Raw genomic sequence first — 17,202 nt, forward strand, 5'->3', positions numbered from 1 at the left:
TTGACATCCTCACCGACCTAGAAGGTCGGTGATTCCCGGCGATTCAAACAGATTTAACTGAATGAATTTCGGATGGGTTGACGCTTCACGGGATGCCGCTTCCTTGGCGGAAGTCTTACGCCCTCCTCCACGTCCGTTTCGAGTCTCCGAATGCCCTCCGGCGACTTTAATATTTACGGCGGCGTTCACGTCTCGATCGTGGAAAGTCCCACAGAAAAGACATTCCCACTCTCGAACGTTTAACGCCTTCTTTCCCCCGATATTGCCACAACACGAGCATCGCTGGCTAGTTGGCTCCCATCGGGAAATGATCCGAAACTCCCGTCCGTACTTTTCGGATTTCGCCGATAGCAGACCTCGAAAAGAACGCCATCCCAGATCCGAGATAGCGCGGGAGAGTTTTCGGTTTTTCATCATCCCCGATGTGTTGAGATCTTCTAGAATCACCGTTTGGTTCTCGCGGACAATTCTAGTAGAGGTTTTCTGAAGAAAGTCGGTACGGGTATCTTTGATTCGGGCGTGGATCTTGGCTACCCGTTCTCTCGCTCTCTCCCGTCGTTTACTTCCTTTCTGTTTTCGGGAAAGGTTTCGCTGTGCCTTCTTCAACCGTTTCAGTCGTTTTTTTAACGGCTTCGGCGCATCGATTTTCTCGCCCGTACTCAGGGTGACGAAGGTAGTGATACCGAGATCGATGCCGACGCTATTCCCGTTATCGGGGAGTGTTTCGGGTTGGATCTCGATGACGAAGCTGAGGAAGTAGCGAGCGGCTGCGTCTTTAATCACCGTGACCGATGACGGTTCGGAGGGGAGGGGACGGCTCCAAACGATGTCTAGATCGCCGATTTTGGCGAGATAAACGTCGTGTCGGTTTACCCTAAATCCCCCTCTCGTGAACCGGGCCGATTGAGTACCGCGCCGTTTCTTGAATCGGGGAGGTCTAACCTTTCTCCCTTTCCGCTCTCCCCTACAAGATTTGAAAAAGTTCGAGTAAGCCTGTTCGAGATCGTTTAGGGATTGTTGTAGGGGGATGGCCGATACCTCTCCTAACCATTCTCTCTCTTCGGTCTTTTTGGCGATCGTGATGAATCGCTTCTGTAGTTCCGAGCCTTTCGGCTTTTTCTCCCCTCCCCGATACAGGGATTCGCAATAGGCTAGGGTATCGTTCCAAACGACCCTGACGCACCCGAATAATTTGGCGAGCGCGTGTTTCTGTGAGTCGGTAGGGTAGATCCGGTAGCGATAGCGAGCTTTCAGGCTACGATTCTAGCGTGCTTGGTAGCCATTGGATAGACATGGATAAACAGAGATTGAGCGTGCGGGTTGAGTCCGAGCGACTAGAGAAGTTGCGGAGAGTCGCGAAACAGAGAAAGAAAACCATGACTCAACTGATCGAGGACTGGATCGATCGGCTAGAGGAAAAGTCGCCCTAGAAGAGCGAGGCTTTAAACCCAAATTTTCGGTAACTTCCAGAAAACGGATACAACCTAATCTTATCTATTATCCGCCGATCGCCCCTAACGCTTTCATCCTGGCGATTTGAAACTCCGATAGTCCCTTGATTCTCGTTATATCCATATCCTCGTAGGGACGGGGGGCGCGAGCGCTATAGAGACAACGACCGTCACGATAATCCCAGAAACAAAAACTCCGATCGAAACTGCCGCTAACCAGATTTCCCTTGTAGAGCGCGAGGGTGGAGACCGAACCCGTATGGCCGGTTAACGTTTCCCGACATCGATCGCTTTCGATATCCCAGATTTTAATCGTCCGATCGAGACTACCGCTAAAAATCATTTTCCCATCCGGGGAAAAAGCGATCGAGAAACCGGGGGCCGCGTGACCGGGAAAGACTCGTAAACATTCCCCCGATCGAGTATCCCAGAGTTTCACCGTTCGATCGTAGCCGGTACTGGCGAGAGATCGGCCGTCCGGACTCAGCGCGATCGCCCACACCGTATTTTCATGTCCCGTTAGCGTTTGTAAACGTTCCCCCGATTCCGTGTCCCAGATGCCGATCGTCCGGTCGAAACTCGCGCTATACAATCGATCGCCGTCGGGGGAGAAAACGAGATCCCGCACCGATTCCGCGTGTCCGGTTAGCGTCCGTTTACACTCCCCGGTTTCCAGATCCCAGAACTTGATCGATCGATCGTAACTGCCACTGGCGAATTGTTTCCCGTCGGGATGGAACGCGACCGACCAAACCCAACTTTGATGACCCTCGAAGGTGCGGAGACATTTTCCCGTGTCCATCTCCCAGAGTTTAATCGTTCGATCGGCGCTACCGCTGGCGAGGAGAGGGCGATCCGGCGATCGCGCGACCGCGAGAACCCGATCGCTATGACCGTAGAAAACCGCGCCCATCTTACCCGTTTCCGCCGACCAGAGCCTTACCGTCCGATCTTCCTGCGCGGTCGCCAGTAACCCCGCGTTTTCATCGACGGCGATCGCCAGAATCGCGTTACTGTAGCCTTTCCACGCTTTCGCGCACCGGCCCGTCCGGATCTGCCAGAGGCGCGTCGTGTTATCGTCACCCCCGCTGGCGATCGATTTGCCGTCCGGACTGAACGCCACCGACCAGACCCGATTGCTATGTTCGGTAAACGCTCGAAGACACTCCCGCGAGGCGACATCCCACAGTTTCACGCTCTGGTCGTAACTGGAACTGACGAGACAGGAACCGTCGGGGCTAAAGGCGATCGATGTGACCGCGTTGGCGTGGGCCTTCCAGCGATGGCGTTTTTCTCCCCGTAGGATCTCGATCGAACCGTCGAAACTCCCACAGGCGATCGTCTCCCCGTCCGGACTGAACGCGACCGTTTTTAACCACGCGCCGTAACCGTTCCATTCCCGGCAGAGTTTCCCGGCTCTCACGTCCCACAGTTTGAGGGTTTTATCTTCCGACGCGCTAACGAGGCGATTCCCGTCCGGGGAAAAAGCCAGCGACCAAACGCGTCCTTGATGGCCGGTTAAAATCATCGGTTCCCCGTCCAGAGATTCGATCGGCCAGAGTCGGATCGTGCCGTCTAACGCCCCGCTCGCCAGTAACTTTCCTTCCGGATGGAAAGCGAGATCGTTAATCGTCCCCGCGTGGCCACGCAATTCCCGCCAACAGGTGGCCGATCGAATATCCCACAATTTCACCACCCGATCGTCCCCCCCGGTAGCCAGAAATCGCCCGTCCGGACCGATCGCCACCGCCCAATTCCACGAGAGATCCGCGGAAACCGCGAGTAATTGTTCCCCGTTGTCGATCCGCCACAGGTGAACCTCGCCGGCCGTGTCCCCGGCCGCGAGAAACTGCCCGTCGGGACTGAACGTTACATCGGTAATCCCGCCGAAAGTACGAGCGAAAACACAATCGCGCAATTCCGCGCCGGAAAAATTGACGCGGGTGAGTTGTACCCGCGCCAGATCCGCCTGTCGGATGAGGAGACCGGCAAAATCGAACCCCGTTAAATCCACCTCTAGATAGATGAAAAGGGTGATCAGATTACTGGCGGCGTAGCCCTGGGCGCTCGCGTCGCCGGTTTTCAACGCTTTTAGCCATTCTTGGAGTCGATCGAGCAATGCCGGACGGCCGCCGAAACGCGCGATCGCCTCGTGGACGATCGGTTCGACGATCGATCGAATCTGACTGTCGCGAATATAGTCTTTCGCGGTGGCTTTTTGTAACGCGTACCGGTAGAAAAAACTCGGTTCCACCAGTCGCGAGATCTCCGCGGTCAGACGGACGATAAACTGTTCGGTCAGGTGTTCCATCACCACCGGTTGCAGGGCAAATCCCTCGGTGGTGACTTCGATGAGCGATCGAGCCTTGAGCGATTCTAGAGTTTCTAAAATGACCGTCAGGGAGAGAGGGGGGAAAATATCGCCCTGAAGCTCTTTCACCGTCACCGATTCCCGCTCGATCGCCAGCCAGTACATCACCGATTGTTCGGCCGGGGACAGACGCGCGATCTGCGTTTCCAGCAGTTGCCGGATACCTCCCCACGCGGTCACACCGGGTTCTAAAAAATTCTCTAGTTTCCCCGCGAACAGGTTTTGAATCGAGGACGCGGCGATTTTTAAGGCGAGGGGATGACCTTGATACGCGTCGATCAATCTCGCGATTTCCTTGTCCGTTCCCTCGATTCCTTTGACGGATAGCAATTGTCGGGCGGCGTTCCGTTCGAGTCCGGTTAACCGCCACTCCCGCGCGACGGATTCGGGCCCCTGAAACTCGCGGATTTCGGCGATCGATTCGCGACTGGTGACGATCGCGCGACTTCGGTGGGTGATCCAGGCGATCGATCGGGTGAATTGGCGATAATTCTCGTAGCCTTCCCGATAGGTTCCGGCGTTTTGACCCGGAGAGAACAGGGCATCGAAGTTATCGAGAACGAGCAGACAGCGACGGGTCTGTAAAAACTGTTGTAATCGGGCTAATTTCGCCGTTTCCGTTTCCTTCGCGGGGGTGTTTTCCTTGTCCAGAAATTGCAGGAGCGCGGTTAACAGTTCATCGAGTCGCGGCGCGGATTGAAGCGATTTCCAGATAATAAACTCGAAATTTCCTGTAGCTTCTAAATCTTTGACAAGTTTAACGGCGATAGTCGTTTTCCCTACCCCTCCCAGCCCGAGAAGCGTTACCAGGCGACAGCGATCGTCCGCGAGCCATCGGTGTAAGGTGTCGAGTTCCCGTTCGCGGCCGTAGAAAACCTGGAGATCGATCGCCTCCCCCCGATCGAGACGGGGGTTTAAGGTGGGGGAAACGGGCGCGTTCTGGCAGGAATAGTGTTTCAGTACCGCTTTTAGGTTATTTTTGGTGATTTTCCGCCCAGTAGCCTCCGAAAGTAGTTTCCACAGTTTCGAGCCGGTATCGCGGACGTAACCGAGATCGTAATCTTCCCGTCGGGCGATCTCGCTGTAGGATAGTCCTTCCCAAGTGTAGCGGGCGATCGATCGCTGGATTTTATTCAAGGGTCTTGGAGCGATCAGACCCTCGATCAGTTCTAGGGCATCCTCGGAAGTCATCGGTAGTTGGCTAGAGACAACCATCTATTGTGATCGATGATTTTGGGAGATTCAATTGGGAAAAGTAGGGTTCGAGGGGGAATCGATCGATCGACTTCCCCCGGAATGTCGGGAAATGTCTGGTGCGATCGAGCGGATCTGATCTTTTCCTGATCTTTTACCGACTGACAGGATCGGCGGAGAGAGATTACGGTTAATCCAAGACATTTTTAATCCTTTGCGCCATCCTTATGAAATTTCACCCCGTTTTCCAAAATTCTTTAGCCATCACTTCCGTTATCGGTCTCGGTATCCTCGTTTCTACTCCTGCCGATGCCATCACCTATACTCTCGATCGTACTTTACGGGGCGGTAGTAGCGGTGGCGTGGTAGCGACGGCGATCGGTTCGATCACCACCGATGGAACGCTCGGCCTACTGTCAACCTCGAATTTTGTCGATTGGAATATCACCTTAACACGCGTCGATTTTTCTGGAATTCAAGCATCCGCTACCTTAACACCTAATAACTCGATCGCGAGAATATCTGCATTTAACGGTAGTCCTTCAGCGGCAGATATTCAAATGAGAGCGACCGCATCGGGTATTTCGGTCCTAGAGTCCGGGACACCTTCTAGCACTTTTCAAGGCTTTGAAATTTTCAACTTCGGGGTCGGTAGCTACACGATTCTAGGGCAAGATTTTATCGGTGGTACACCTCCTTCTAATACTTGTACGATCGCGCAACAAGGAACAAACGAATGTGTACAAGAAAGCATTTCTGTAGGAGGAATTGGATGGTTTAACTTCTTCTCCGCTACCTCACCGAATGGAGCGACGATAGCGACCTCCTCTAACCCGACTAGCGTACCCGAACCTTCTTCCGTCATTTCTTTACTCTCTCTAGGCGCGATCGTCGCGATCGGTCTCGGTAAGAAAAAAGCGTGATCTCGCTCATTTCAGGTTATCCGGATTCCCGATTTGGATAGCCTGTTTGTAAGGCAATTAAGAGGGAAATTTAAGAGATTCATAAGAGAAAGCGTTAAGCGAGAATATCGTGATTTTTGGCGGTTAAACGTTCTAGTTTAAAAAGCAGAAAGAGACCGAAACGGAGCTAGAAAAGTTAGGGTTTACCTATACCCTCCGTCAAGACGAAAAAGACGGCATCTGGAAAATTATCACCGGCATCATTCACGATTTCGATCGCGCGATCGATCTCTCCTGAAGGAAACGATCCCGGAACTCGATCGACTTTACCGGTTCTCTTCTCGCCGATACCCCGATCGAGCGATTTCATTTTCGAGAGATTCGATCGAAAACTTCGAGGATGGGGCGCTCGATCGGATTCCTCGGAATGTCCGCGAACGTCCGGTTCGAGCTTTCCAATAAATCCGAATTTTTCCTGAAATTTTAGCGAAAAAGGGAGACACGGGGGGACACTATTGTATAGGCGGGTATCGATGGCCTGCCTCTCCCGAAGATCTGTATTGACAACCGCTCGATCGCGAGGTAATTATCACGCCTCGCTTGCCATTTACAACCCTTGAACTCCTGATTTCTATCGCGGAAGTTTTAGAAGCGATCGCCCTAGAACCGATCGCTTTGCTTCGGTACAGTCGATCGCGAACCGCTCGATCGTAGAGACAACAATACTTTAGGAGAATACCCGATGAATACTTTTGGCAAAGTACAGATCTCACAAAATTCCGGTTTTGATGTTCGCAAAGCGATCGAACTCGCCAATCTCGTCTCGATCGCCTATAACGAGTACGAGGTGTGGGATAAAATCGGCAGTTTACAAGAGCGAGGAAATCCTCCGCGAAGAGTCCCTGTTCCTCCCCTTCCCGACACCATAATCGGTTCGAGTGCCTTTATCCGTCTCGAAAGTGACAATCGAGAGAAATTCGCCGTCAATCAAGACAATCCCGATTATCAAAAATTAAATCAGTATTGGCAACAGAAACCCGAGCGAATAGAGGAGTACGATCGCCTCTATGATTTCTGGTTCCCGCAATGGTGGTGGGCGGATCTCTTAAATAGTAATAGCCTGAGAAACTTGTTAAACACCGATATTACCGATATCTTACAAAATCTCGGAAGATTAGTTAGCCGAGATCAGATTTTTGGCTTTATCGCGCGCTCGAAAACGAATCCCGATCGATTTTTTATCGTGCTTCGAGGAACCCGCGAAGGAGCGGAATGGTTTAATAATTTCCGACCCGTTCCCAAAGTTTTCCTGGATGAGGCTAACTTGGGAGAAGTCAGAAATGGTTTTAACTTGATTTATACCCGAAATCGTGAGGGAATCGATCTGGATCGAATTTTGGGAATCGCTCGTCCTTTCTCGATCAAAGAAACCATTCAAAAATTCGCGAAAGAACACCTCACCGATCGATCGGAAATCCTGATCACCGGTCATAGTCTAGGCGCGGCCCTGGCAACCCTCGCCGCTTGCCACCTGCACGCGATCGCGGTAGCAGAAAACCTAACTCCCTCGATCGATCTCTACACGATCGCCAGTCCGAGAGTCGGGGATGAAACCTTCGCCGAAATTTTCAAAAATCCTCGCGTCCCGCTCCGGAGTTATCGCGTGTTCAATAGCGAAGATTTGGTTCCCAGCGTTCCTTTTCCGACCACCTCGATTCTCGATGAAGAAAGCTTGAGAGGAATGTCACCTTCCTCGCGGGCGCGCTTTCTCGGCTTGAGAGCGTTTCTGGAAACACTGACCGGCGGCCAATCGGATAAAAAATACGAACATATCGGGATTCCGATCGCGTTCACCACCCAAACCGGTACGATCGCCGGTAATCATAATCTCACGAAAACCTATCGCGAGGCTTTAAATTTAGAAGAGTAAGCCGGGGTGAAAAAGGTAGATCTCCCCGTGTACCGCGTTTCTCGTTATTGTCGCGGAGATTCTCGCCGACATCGATCGCCGCGCCCGAACAAACGCTCTACCCCCGTCGCCGAAAATCGATCGAAATCCCTCGCGGCGCGGGGCTACCCTTGCCCTACAATCAGGGCAGAGTTAGAGGCGAGTGTTTTTTTTATGACGATCGAGACCATCGCGACCAAACCCTTTAGCGACCAGAAACCGGGAACCTCGGGACTGCGGAAATCCGTTCCCGTCTTCCAACAACCCCACTACCTCGAAAACTTCATCCAATCGATTTTCGACACCTTGGAAGGTATCGAGGGACAAACCCTCGTGGTCGGGGGAGACGGTCGCTACTATAACCGTCCGGCGATTCAAATTATCCTGAAAATGGCCGCCGCCAACGGAATCGGTCGGATTATCGTCGGAACCGGGGGAATCGTCTCCACCCCGTCCGCGTCGGCATTAATTCGTGAAAATAACGCTTTCGGGGGGATTATCCTCTCCGCGAGTCATAACCCCGGCGGCCCGGAAGGCGATTTCGGGGTCAAATATAACGTCACCAACGGCGGCCCCGCGCCGGAAAAGATCACCAACGCGATCTTCGATCGCACCAAAACGATCCAATCCTATAAAATCTATCAAGCGGCGGATGTCAACCTCGATCGCCCCGGTTCCTTTAAACTGGGAACGATGGAAGTAGAGGTAATCGATGCCGTCGCGCCCTACGTCAAACTGATGGAGTCGCTTTTCGACTTCGATCGCATTCATTCCCTATTGACTTCCGGAAAGTTCTCCATGCGGGCCGATTCGATGCACGCCGTCACCGGCCCCTACGCGAAAGCCCTGTTTGAAACCCGTCTCGGCGCGCCCGCGGGAACCGTTTTAAACGGCGTTCCGTTAGAAGATTTCGGCGGCGGACATCCCGATCCTAACCTCGTCTACGCTCACGATCTCGTGGAAATTCTCTTCGGCAAAGACGCGCCGGATTTCGGGGCCGCCTCCGACGGGGACGGGGATAGAAACATGATCCTCGGCCGTAACTTTTTCGTCACCCCGAGCGATAGTCTGGCCGTACTGACCGCCAACGCCCGCTTAGTGCCGGGATATAAAGATGGTATCGCGGGCGTGGCCCGATCGATGCCCACCAGCGCCGCCGCCGACCGAGTGGCCGCTAAACTGGGGGTCGATTGCTACGAAACCCCCACCGGCTGGAAGTTTTTCGGCAACCTCCTCGACGCGGGCAAAATCACCCTCTGCGGTGAAGAAAGTTTCGGAACCGGTTCCAACCACATCCGCGAGAAAGATGGTCTCTGGGCGGTACTGTTCTGGCTGAATATCCTCGCCGTCAAAGGAGAATCGGTCGAATCGATCGTCCGGCAACACTGGCGGGAATTCGGGCGAAATGTCTATTCCCGTCACGATTACGAGGAAATCCCCCTAGAGCCGGCGAATAATTTAATGGCGCGTCTGCAAGGGCAACTCGGAACCCTCAAAGGGAAACAATACGGGGCTTACGAGATCTCTTACGCCGACGATTTCAGCTACACCGATCCCGTCGATGGTAGCGTCAGTAGCAATCAGGGCATCCGTATCGGCTTCACCGACGGTTCCCGCATCGTCTTCCGTCTCTCCGGGACCGGAACCAAAGGCGCGACCTTACGACTCTATCTAGAAAACTACGAACCCGACCCGACCAAACACGATCTCGAAACCCAGAAGGCCTTACAACCCCTAATCGCCCTCGCGGAAGAGATCGCCCATATCCGCGAGTACACCGGCCGCGACGTTCCCACCGTGATCACCTAAGATTCTCGGGAAAAGGGAAAGGGGGAAGGGGGAAAGGAGACAACACCACTCACTCCCTCACCTCCCGCCTCCTGCTTCCTCCCGCCTCCTCCTGCTATAATCTCTAAAATATTGCGAAAATCTATTGAAACTTTTTAAGATCATTTCTCGGTAAATATGCTAAAAACTGGCCAAAGGAATAAAATCATCGGTTTTTCTTCGATCGTCGTGGCACTCGTGGCCTCGATCGCTTTCATGCCGGCCGCGATGGCCAAGGATGTTCTCCTGCGGGTGGGCATCGTGCAACGTTTCGGCGAAGATCCGAAGGAACAGTTAACCCTAGCCGGTACCTCGGGGGATAAACTAACCCTGCGCGTGGTGGGAGAGGACGGGAAAGCCAGTACCCTGCAAACCGATCGGGTGAAATTAGAAGTAATCGAACGTCCCCTCGCCTCCCCGGTCGTGGAAGAAAGAGTGATCCTGAGCGATCACGCCACCTTTGAAACCGCGGAAAATAGCGCCAAAAAATGGGCGAAAATGGGCATAAAAGTAGAAATTACCCAGCCCGATCGCTGGCAGGTCTGGGCGAAACGGGAAGTGTACGAGAATCCCCTCCTCCGTCGCTGGTTGCTCGCGAGTTTACAGGAAAAAGGCTACAAGCAACCCTACATCGATACCGCGTTAGTCAAAGAGAAGCCCCAAGTATCGTTCGTGGTCAACGGGACGCGCTATTTCCCGAAAGACCTAGAGATCGAATCGAAAAAAGAATTAATTCAAGTCGCCGAGAATCCGACGAAAACCCGTTTATACGGCGGGAGTCTCCGTCTACAGCCCAACGCTTACGGAACCTTCACCCTCGTCAATAACGTTCCCCTAGAAACCTATCTACGGGGGGTGGTTCCCCACGAGATCGGCCCCGAAGCGCCCGATAGCGCGGCCAAAGCCCAGACGATTATCGCCCGTACCTACGCCCTCCGCAACCTGAGAAGGTTTCAGGCCGATAACTACGAACTCTGCGCCGACACGCACTGTCAGGTGTACTACGGACTGACGGGAACCAACCCGCGGGCCGATCGCGCGATCGCCGAAACCCGCGGTCTCGTCCTCACCTATCAAAACGAGTTGGTCGATGCCCTCTATTCCTCCACTACCGGGGGAATTACCGCCCTCTTCAGCGATGTTTGGGACGGGGAGGAACGCCCCTACTTGAGAGCGGTGATCGACTCGCCCAATCGCGTCTGGGATATATCCCAGCAATCGTTAGCCGACGAAAACACCTTCCGTCAGTTTATTAATCTAAAAGACGGGTTTAACGAGACGGGAAGAAAAGTATTCCGCTGGACGAAACAGGCATCGATCGCCGATTTAAATAAAGATCTCGGCAAGTATCTAGAACGACAAAAGCATCCCCTCGCCAGTTTTAAAACGATTCAATGGATGGAAGTGACCAAGCGATCGCCCTCGGGCCGCATCCTCACGCTAACGATCCAGACCGATAAGGGAATGCTAGAACTCTATAAAAACGAGGTCCGTAGCGCCTTCGGCCCGCCGCGTAGTACCCTATTCTATCTCGATCCCGTTTACGACAAAAATCGCCAGATTCAAGGCTATACTTTTGTCGGTGGCGGTTTCGGTCACGGGGTAGGATTGAGTCAGTTCGGTTCCTATAATCTCGCCCGACTCGGTTGGACACCGGAACAGATTCTCGCCTTCTATTATCCGGGAACGAAGATCCAGGAATTAAATACTTCGATCATCCTCTGGAGTGGGAGAGAGTGATCGCTATCGCCGGTTATTTCCGCGCCGTATTCTCTCCCGAATTCGCCCCGACGGCGATAAAAGTCGCCCTCTTCGTCGGGACGCTTTTACTGACCATCAATCACGGCGCGGCGATTGTCGGGGGACGGATGACGGGCGATCGATGGACGGCCGCTTTACTCACCTATCTCGTTCCCTATCTGGTCAACGTTCACGGACAATATAGCGCGCGCTGTCGCTCCGGCAAAAATCAAAAATCTCTGGTCGGGGCAGGAGTCAGGAGTCAGGAGCCAGGAGTCAGGAGAACAGAGGAGAAGTAAAAAGCTTTCCAGCGTATAAAACCTGAATTTTTCTCCGAATATTCTTACAGTCGCGAGTGTTAATTGAAACTCGACTTTTAGCGATCACTTTTGCCGGAGATCTACTCTAGCTGATTCGGTTCGATACTGAGGCGCCATAGATCGCCGCCGATCGCTACCGTGGGAGTTAGGGGATTATTTCGATCGCCCGATTCCAAACCGACACTGATCGATCGATTTAAATGAATAAATCCCAATCTCCCGTAGCCGATAATATTACTTGCGTCCTCGACGGTAGCGCTTCTCAACCAGATATTCGTCTCCGAACCATCGTTAAAATAGAGAGTGGCCCGCGCGCCGTTGAATACCACCGTCACATCGTACACTCCCCCCGTTCCCCCGTAAAAAGCCCGCGCGTTCAACTTTCTCCCGTCGAGGTTTTTTCCCCGATATTCTAAAGCCGTCACGGGAGGAATTAGCGATAGGAAAACCGCGAGGAACAGGATGAGAACTCGCATGGATTTTTATCCTAGGAAGAGCTTGTAGGCGGGATTCTGGCTCTCGTCCCAATAGCGATATCCTAGCGTGTCGAGAAAGGCCTGCCACTCGCCCGTCTCGTCCGGGGGAACCTGAATTCCCACCACGATGCGGCCGTAATCCGCGCCGTTATTGCGGTAGTGAAAGACGCTGATATTCCAGTTCGGACTCATGGAACCGACGAATCTCATCAACGCGCCGGGCCGCTCGGGAAACTCGAAGCGATAGAATAACTCGTGATGCGCTAACGGCGATCGACCCCCCACCATGTGCCGGAGATGCAGTTTCGCGAGTTCGTCATCGGTAATATCCAGCGTTCTAAAACCGCATTCCTCGAAGGTTTCCGCCAGTTTTTTCGCGTCCGCGCGATCGGTGATCTGTACCCCGACGAAAATATGCGCTTCCTTTTCGTCCGCGATACGATAGCTGAACTCGGTTAAATTGCGGGTTCCCAAACACTCGCAGAAACGGCGCAAACTGCCGGGAATTTCGGGGATCGTTACCGCGTATAACGCCTCGCGACGTTCCCCTAATTCCGCCCTCTCCGCCACGAATCGCAGGCGATCGAAGTTCATATTCGCCCCGCAAGCCACCGCGATCAACGTTTCCCCGGTGATTCCTTCCCTTTCCACGTAAGCTTTCGCCCCCGCTATCGCCAGCGCCCCCGCGGGTTCGAGGATCGATCGGGTATCCTCAAAGACATCCTTGATCGCGGCGCAGATATCGTCCGTATCCACGAGAACGATCTCGTCCACGTACTGCTGACACAGCCGGAAGGTTTCCTCGCCCACCTCGCGTACCGCCACCCCGTCCGCGAAGAGTCCCACCTGTGGCAACCGCACCCGATGCCCGGCTTTCAGGGATTGATTCATCGCGTCCGAATCCACGGGTTCCACGCCGATTATCTTGATTTCCGGGCGGATTCGCTTGATATAGGCGGCGATCCCGGAGATTAATCCCCCCCCGCCGATCGCCACGAAAATCGCGTGGATCGGCTGTTGATATTGCCGTAAAATCTCCATGCCGATCGTCCCCTGTCCGGCGATAACATCGGGATCGTCGAAAGGATGGATAAAAGTTAACCCTTTCTCCCGTTCTAACTCCCTCGCGCGCGCGTAGGCATCATCGTAGGTGTCGCCGTAGAGTTCCACGATCCCCCCCCGCGCCTTCACCGCGTCCACTTTCACCTGGGGAGTGGTGACGGGCATGACGATAATCGCGCGCGTTCCCAACTGTCGCGCCCCCAACGCCACGCCCTGCGCGTGATTTCCCGCCGAGGCCGCGATCACGCCTTTTTCTAACGCCTCTCTTGACAATTGCGCCATTTTATTGTATGCGCCGCGAAGTTTAAACGAGAACACCGACTGCATATCCTCCCGTTTCAGCAGGAGTTGATTGTTCAGGCGCTTGGAAAGATTGGGGGCGAATTCTAGGGGCGTTTCCCGCGCCACATCGTATACGCGGGCGGTGAGGATCTGGATGAGATAATCGCAATACATCGGCTCGGGGGAAAAGACGGACAAACGATTATTCTATCCCGAATCCGCCGGCGATCGAACCTTCGGCGATCGATGGATACGCTATCCGGTTCGGGAATAGATTCGAGTCGTGTACGTTTATAGAATAACCGCCGAGCCTATCGATCGGGTATTTTGGAGATAGACACGAAATATCGATCGGTCTCGATCGTCGTTTAATGGAGGTTAGCGGACTCGAACCGCTGACATCCTGCTTGCAAAGCAGGCGCTCTACCAACTGAGCTAAACCCCCGAGCGCTGGACGCACTTTTGCTATTATACACCATAGCGAGACAACCATCAACTAAATTTTCTTCCCTCCCATGTCCTATCTTGTCGCCACTTTCTACCGATTCGTAGATCTACCCGATTACCGGGAAAAACAACCAGAAATATTAGATTTCTGTCAGAAAAAAGCGATTAAAGGCACGATATTACTCGCGCGGGAGGGAATCAACGCCACGATCGCCGGGACTCCAGAAGCGATCGCCGAGGTGCTGGCCTTTCTCCGGAGCGATCGCCGTCTGGCCGATCTCGAACACAAGGAATCGCGCTGTGAGCGTATCCCCTTCGGACGTTTGAAAGTTCGCCTCAAAAAAGAGATCGTTACCCTCGGACAACCCTCCGCGAATCCCAACGAGAAAGCCGGAACACGCGTTCCCCCCCGGGAATGGAATCAACTGATCCGCGATCCCGACACGATCGTGATCGACACGCGCAACCAGTACGAGGTGGCGATCGGGACTTTCGCGGGGGCGATCGAGCCGCGTACCCGTCACTTCCGCGAGTTCCCCGAATTCATCGAACAACACCGCGACGAGTTTCGTTGCAAAAAAATCGCCATGTTCTGCACCGGGGGCATCCGATGCGAGAAAGCTTCCTCTTTCCTGCTCGATCAGGGATTCGAGGAAGTTTATCAGCTTCACGGCGGGATATTACGGTATTTAGCCGAGGTTCCGCCCGAAGAAAGTCTCTGGCGCGGGGAATGTTTCGTTTTCGACGAACGGGTGGCGATCGATCACCATCTTCAAGTGGGACATTACCAGATGTGTCCGGCTTGCGGCCACCCGATCGACGAACGAGATAAAGCCTCCCCGAAATATCGGGAAGGCAGATCCTGTCCGCATTGTTATCAAGAATCCGAGGGTTAATCGGCCGGGCGATCGATCCGATCGAGCCGGCGGCCGGAGTCCGGGGGGAACGGCAGATCGTGACCGGTATGAAAATCCTGTTGTACCTTGTAGGTTAAGCGGGGCGAAACCTGACGGACGATGCGCGCGAGCAGACTATCACCGGTTTTTTGCAGGATCGATCGGGAGATCTTGTAAATAAACTTGGGAAACTTCACCGCTACATCCATGTGTAACTCCCAAGTAACGCTCGTGATCGCGTTCGGGATCTCTCTCCCGTGTTCTTGAAAAATTAGATGGACCTCCTCGCGGATCTCGTCGGCGGAAATTTCCTGTAACCGCATCACGGCCTCGTAATCGACCCAGTAACCTAAAAACGGTTCGTCGGGGATGGGAACGCTTCGGGTGTAATACACGCCATCGACCGGGGGATCGAGAACGACCGCCATTCGCGGTTCTACCTCGTACCCGAACGCGCCGTACCGGCCGATCGTCATCACGTAGCCATTCTCGCCGAACGGAATCGTTTTCATCGGTTCCGCGCAACGGCAGAACCATCCCTCGTGCGCGTCGAGATAGCGAGCGACCGTCTCTCGATCGCCGTACATCTCCATCGTTCCCGCGAAATCGGTGTGGAAACGGAGGACTTGATTCTCTAGAGCGTTTTCTACCGGTTCGCGAGAGCGCGGATCGATGGGAGGACACTGCATGGCCTAAACCTTCGGATAGAAATGGATACGGGTGCGGTAAGAAAGCTGACGGCGAAGCGTCGATCGGCGAGGGAACTTTAGTAGAATGGAAATCAGTGTAACGTAATATTACGAGAAAATCGGTTAGAAAAAACCATGAAAGCATTTGTCGCCGGGGCGACCGGACAGACCGGACGGAGAATCGTACAGCAGTTGGTCGATCGAAAGATACCCGTCAGAGCTTTGGTACGAGATCTCGATAGCGCGCGGGAAATCCTGCCGGAATCGGTGGAATTCGTGGTCGGGGACGTATTACAAGCCGATCGACTTCCCGAAGCGATCGGGGACTGTACCGTGGTTCTGTGCGCGACGGGAGCGAAACCGAGTCTCGATCCCACCGGACCTTACCAAATAGATTATGTGGGGACAAAAAATCTCGTTTCCGCCGCGAAAGCGAGGGGAATCGAACATTTCGTCCTCGTCACCTCTCTCTGCGTCTCGAAATTTTTTCACCCCCTCAATCTATTTTGGTTGATTCTCTACTGGAAACAGCGAGCGGAAGCATCTCTCATAAAAAGCGGTTTAACGTACACGATCGTCCGTCCCGGAGGACTTACCAATGAAGATAACGCCAACTCCATCCGGATGTCATCCGCGGATACACTGTTCGAGGGACGAATTCCCCGATCGAAAGTGGCGGCAGTTTGCGTGGAATCCCTATTCTCCCCGGACGCGCGAGATAAAATTGTAGAGATCGTCGCCCCGGAAGACGCGCCGGCGCGCGATTGGTCGGAATTATTTCAGAGTGTCGCGTGATCCGGTTCCCGCTCGATCGCCCCGCGTTTCCGCTCGCGAGAACGCGCCCACTGATAGGAAACCACGTTCAGAACGAGACCGATAAGGAAGAGAACGAGCATGAGCGCGATCTGATACCAGGCGATCGGTCGCACTCCTAAATCCGCCAATAGATGGATGAAATTTAAAACCGAGTAAATAACGGTAAACCAGAAATGTCCCCACCGAACCGATCGATTCTCGGTAAAAGTCGGGGCGATTAACGCGAGTGTCGGTAGGACGAAAAAGAAGAACATCCCCCAAAAAATCGGATCGAGATTCGTTCTGACCGCGCTCTCGACGATCGACTGTCCGTGAAACAGGGGCATCAATCCCAATTGCGTGTGAAATAAGGTTCCCAGTAGAAACGCCGTCCATAGGGCGGTAATTTTTTCGGCGTGGTTAGCGACTTTCACGATCGTTTCCTCTCTCGAAAGTTACCCCTGTATTCTAATCAAAATTTCCGTCCTACCACTACGAGATAAGGTTAGGACGATTTCGAGAGCGGGAAACCAACTCACGGCTTACTTTTGCCTATTGCCTGTTGCAACAGCGCAGCACCACGTTCGGTCGGTTAGGATAGGGCGATCCGTCCTTCCGAAAGGCGGTGAGTGGAGAGAAGATTGCAGACTTTTAACAACAAAAGTAGTCCCCGGCGCGAGGCGTGGCACTAGATTTCCGAGCGGTTTTCCTATTCAGGACAAAACTCGACCGACTCTAATCCCGATTTTCATGAGTCTGGCAAGGAGGCCGCCACCCGCGGTTTAGAGCGCCAACAGCTGAC

Annotated in this window: 13 protein-coding genes and 1 tRNA gene; 7 read left to right on the forward strand and 7 right to left on the reverse strand. The window is 53.6% G+C overall.

All coding sequences use genetic code 11. From position 1 onward, the window contains the following. Window positions 1-9 precede the first annotated feature (9 nt). Window positions 10-1,254 (reverse strand): RNA-guided endonuclease InsQ/TnpB family protein, encoded by a 1,245-nt coding sequence (locus V0288_RS02885; RefSeq protein ID WP_332863551.1) that lies wholly within the window; start codon window positions 1,252-1,254, stop codon window positions 10-12. Between the two features lie 243 nt (window positions 1,255-1,497). Next, window positions 1,498-5,037, reverse strand: coding sequence for a WD40 domain-containing protein (locus tag V0288_RS02890; RefSeq protein WP_332863509.1), 3,540 nt, complete (start codon window positions 5,035-5,037; stop codon window positions 1,498-1,500). Window positions 5,038-5,243: 206 nt separating this feature from the next. Between V0288_RS02890 and V0288_RS02895 the strand changes: the two genes are divergently transcribed. From V0288_RS02895 to nrtS, 5 genes are all read left to right on the forward strand, one after another. Beyond that, entirely contained in the window at window positions 5,244-5,939 is a 696-nt protein-coding gene (locus tag V0288_RS02895) for a PEP-CTERM sorting domain-containing protein (RefSeq protein WP_332863510.1), read from the forward strand. A 721-nt stretch (window positions 5,940-6,660) separates the two neighbouring features. After that, window positions 6,661-7,848: a lipase family protein gene (locus tag V0288_RS02900; RefSeq protein WP_332863511.1), complete on the forward strand. Its 1,188-nt coding sequence runs from the start codon at window positions 6,661-6,663 to the stop codon at window positions 7,846-7,848. 192 nt (window positions 7,849-8,040) lie between these two features. Then, window positions 8,041-9,675, forward strand: coding sequence for an alpha-D-glucose phosphate-specific phosphoglucomutase (locus V0288_RS02905; RefSeq protein ID WP_332863512.1), 1,635 nt, complete (start codon window positions 8,041-8,043; stop codon window positions 9,673-9,675). Between the two features lie 156 nt (window positions 9,676-9,831). Further along, the gene (locus V0288_RS02910; RefSeq protein ID WP_332863513.1) at window positions 9,832-11,433 is read left to right on the forward strand and encodes a SpoIID/LytB domain-containing protein; all 1,602 of its coding nucleotides are present in this window, start codon (window positions 9,832-9,834) and stop codon (window positions 11,431-11,433) included. Continuing rightward, a complete protein-coding gene (nrtS, locus tag V0288_RS02915) occupies window positions 11,430-11,732 on the forward strand; it encodes a nitrate/nitrite transporter NrtS (RefSeq protein ID WP_332863514.1) in 303 nt (100 codons plus the stop codon). The genes V0288_RS02910 and nrtS overlap by 4 nt, the downstream gene beginning before the upstream one ends. Before the next feature lie 101 nt (window positions 11,733-11,833). Here the strand turns inward: nrtS and V0288_RS02920 are convergent, their stop codons facing one another. The 3 genes from V0288_RS02920 to V0288_RS02930 all read right to left on the reverse strand — a co-directional run bounded on the left by V0288_RS02920 (window position 11,834) and on the right by V0288_RS02930 (window position 14,018). Further along, the gene (locus V0288_RS02920) at window positions 11,834-12,229 is read right to left on the reverse strand and encodes a hypothetical protein (protein ID WP_332863515.1); all 396 of its coding nucleotides are present in this window, start codon (window positions 12,227-12,229) and stop codon (window positions 11,834-11,836) included. Between the two features lie 6 nt (window positions 12,230-12,235). Continuing rightward, window positions 12,236-13,747 (reverse strand): threonine ammonia-lyase, biosynthetic, encoded by a 1,512-nt coding sequence (gene ilvA / locus V0288_RS02925; protein ID WP_332863552.1) that lies wholly within the window; start codon window positions 13,745-13,747, stop codon window positions 12,236-12,238. Between the two features lie 198 nt (window positions 13,748-13,945). Continuing rightward, a tRNA-Ala gene (locus V0288_RS02930) sits at window positions 13,946-14,018 on the reverse strand. Window positions 14,019-14,088: 70 nt separating this feature from the next. Between V0288_RS02930 and trhO the strand changes: the two genes are divergently transcribed. After that, complete coding sequence (trhO, locus tag V0288_RS02935; RefSeq protein WP_332863516.1) at window positions 14,089-14,916, forward strand: oxygen-dependent tRNA uridine(34) hydroxylase TrhO; 828 nt, start codon at window positions 14,089-14,091, stop codon at window positions 14,914-14,916. On the opposite strand, the gene V0288_RS02940 is transcribed toward trhO, so the two are convergent. Then, window positions 14,913-15,605 (reverse strand): DUF1997 domain-containing protein, encoded by a 693-nt coding sequence (locus tag V0288_RS02940; RefSeq protein WP_332863517.1) that lies wholly within the window; start codon window positions 15,603-15,605, stop codon window positions 14,913-14,915. The genes trhO and V0288_RS02940 overlap by 4 nt on opposite strands. Before the next feature lie 135 nt (window positions 15,606-15,740). On the opposite strand from V0288_RS02940, the gene V0288_RS02945 reads away from it, so the two are divergent. Continuing rightward, entirely contained in the window at window positions 15,741-16,400 is a 660-nt protein-coding gene (locus V0288_RS02945; protein WP_332863518.1) for an SDR family oxidoreductase, read from the forward strand. Here the strand turns inward: V0288_RS02945 and V0288_RS02950 are convergent. Then, window positions 16,385-16,834, reverse strand: a complete 450-nt coding sequence (locus tag V0288_RS02950) for a hypothetical protein (protein WP_332863519.1) — start codon at window positions 16,832-16,834, stop codon at window positions 16,385-16,387. The two genes, V0288_RS02945 and V0288_RS02950, sit on opposite strands and share 16 nt — an antisense overlap. Between the last annotated feature and the right edge of the window lie 368 nt (window positions 16,835-17,202).

Source organism: Pannus brasiliensis CCIBt3594, assembly GCF_036688125.1.
Classification (GTDB): domain Bacteria; phylum Cyanobacteriota; class Cyanobacteriia; order Cyanobacteriales; family Microcystaceae; genus Pannus; species Pannus brasiliensis.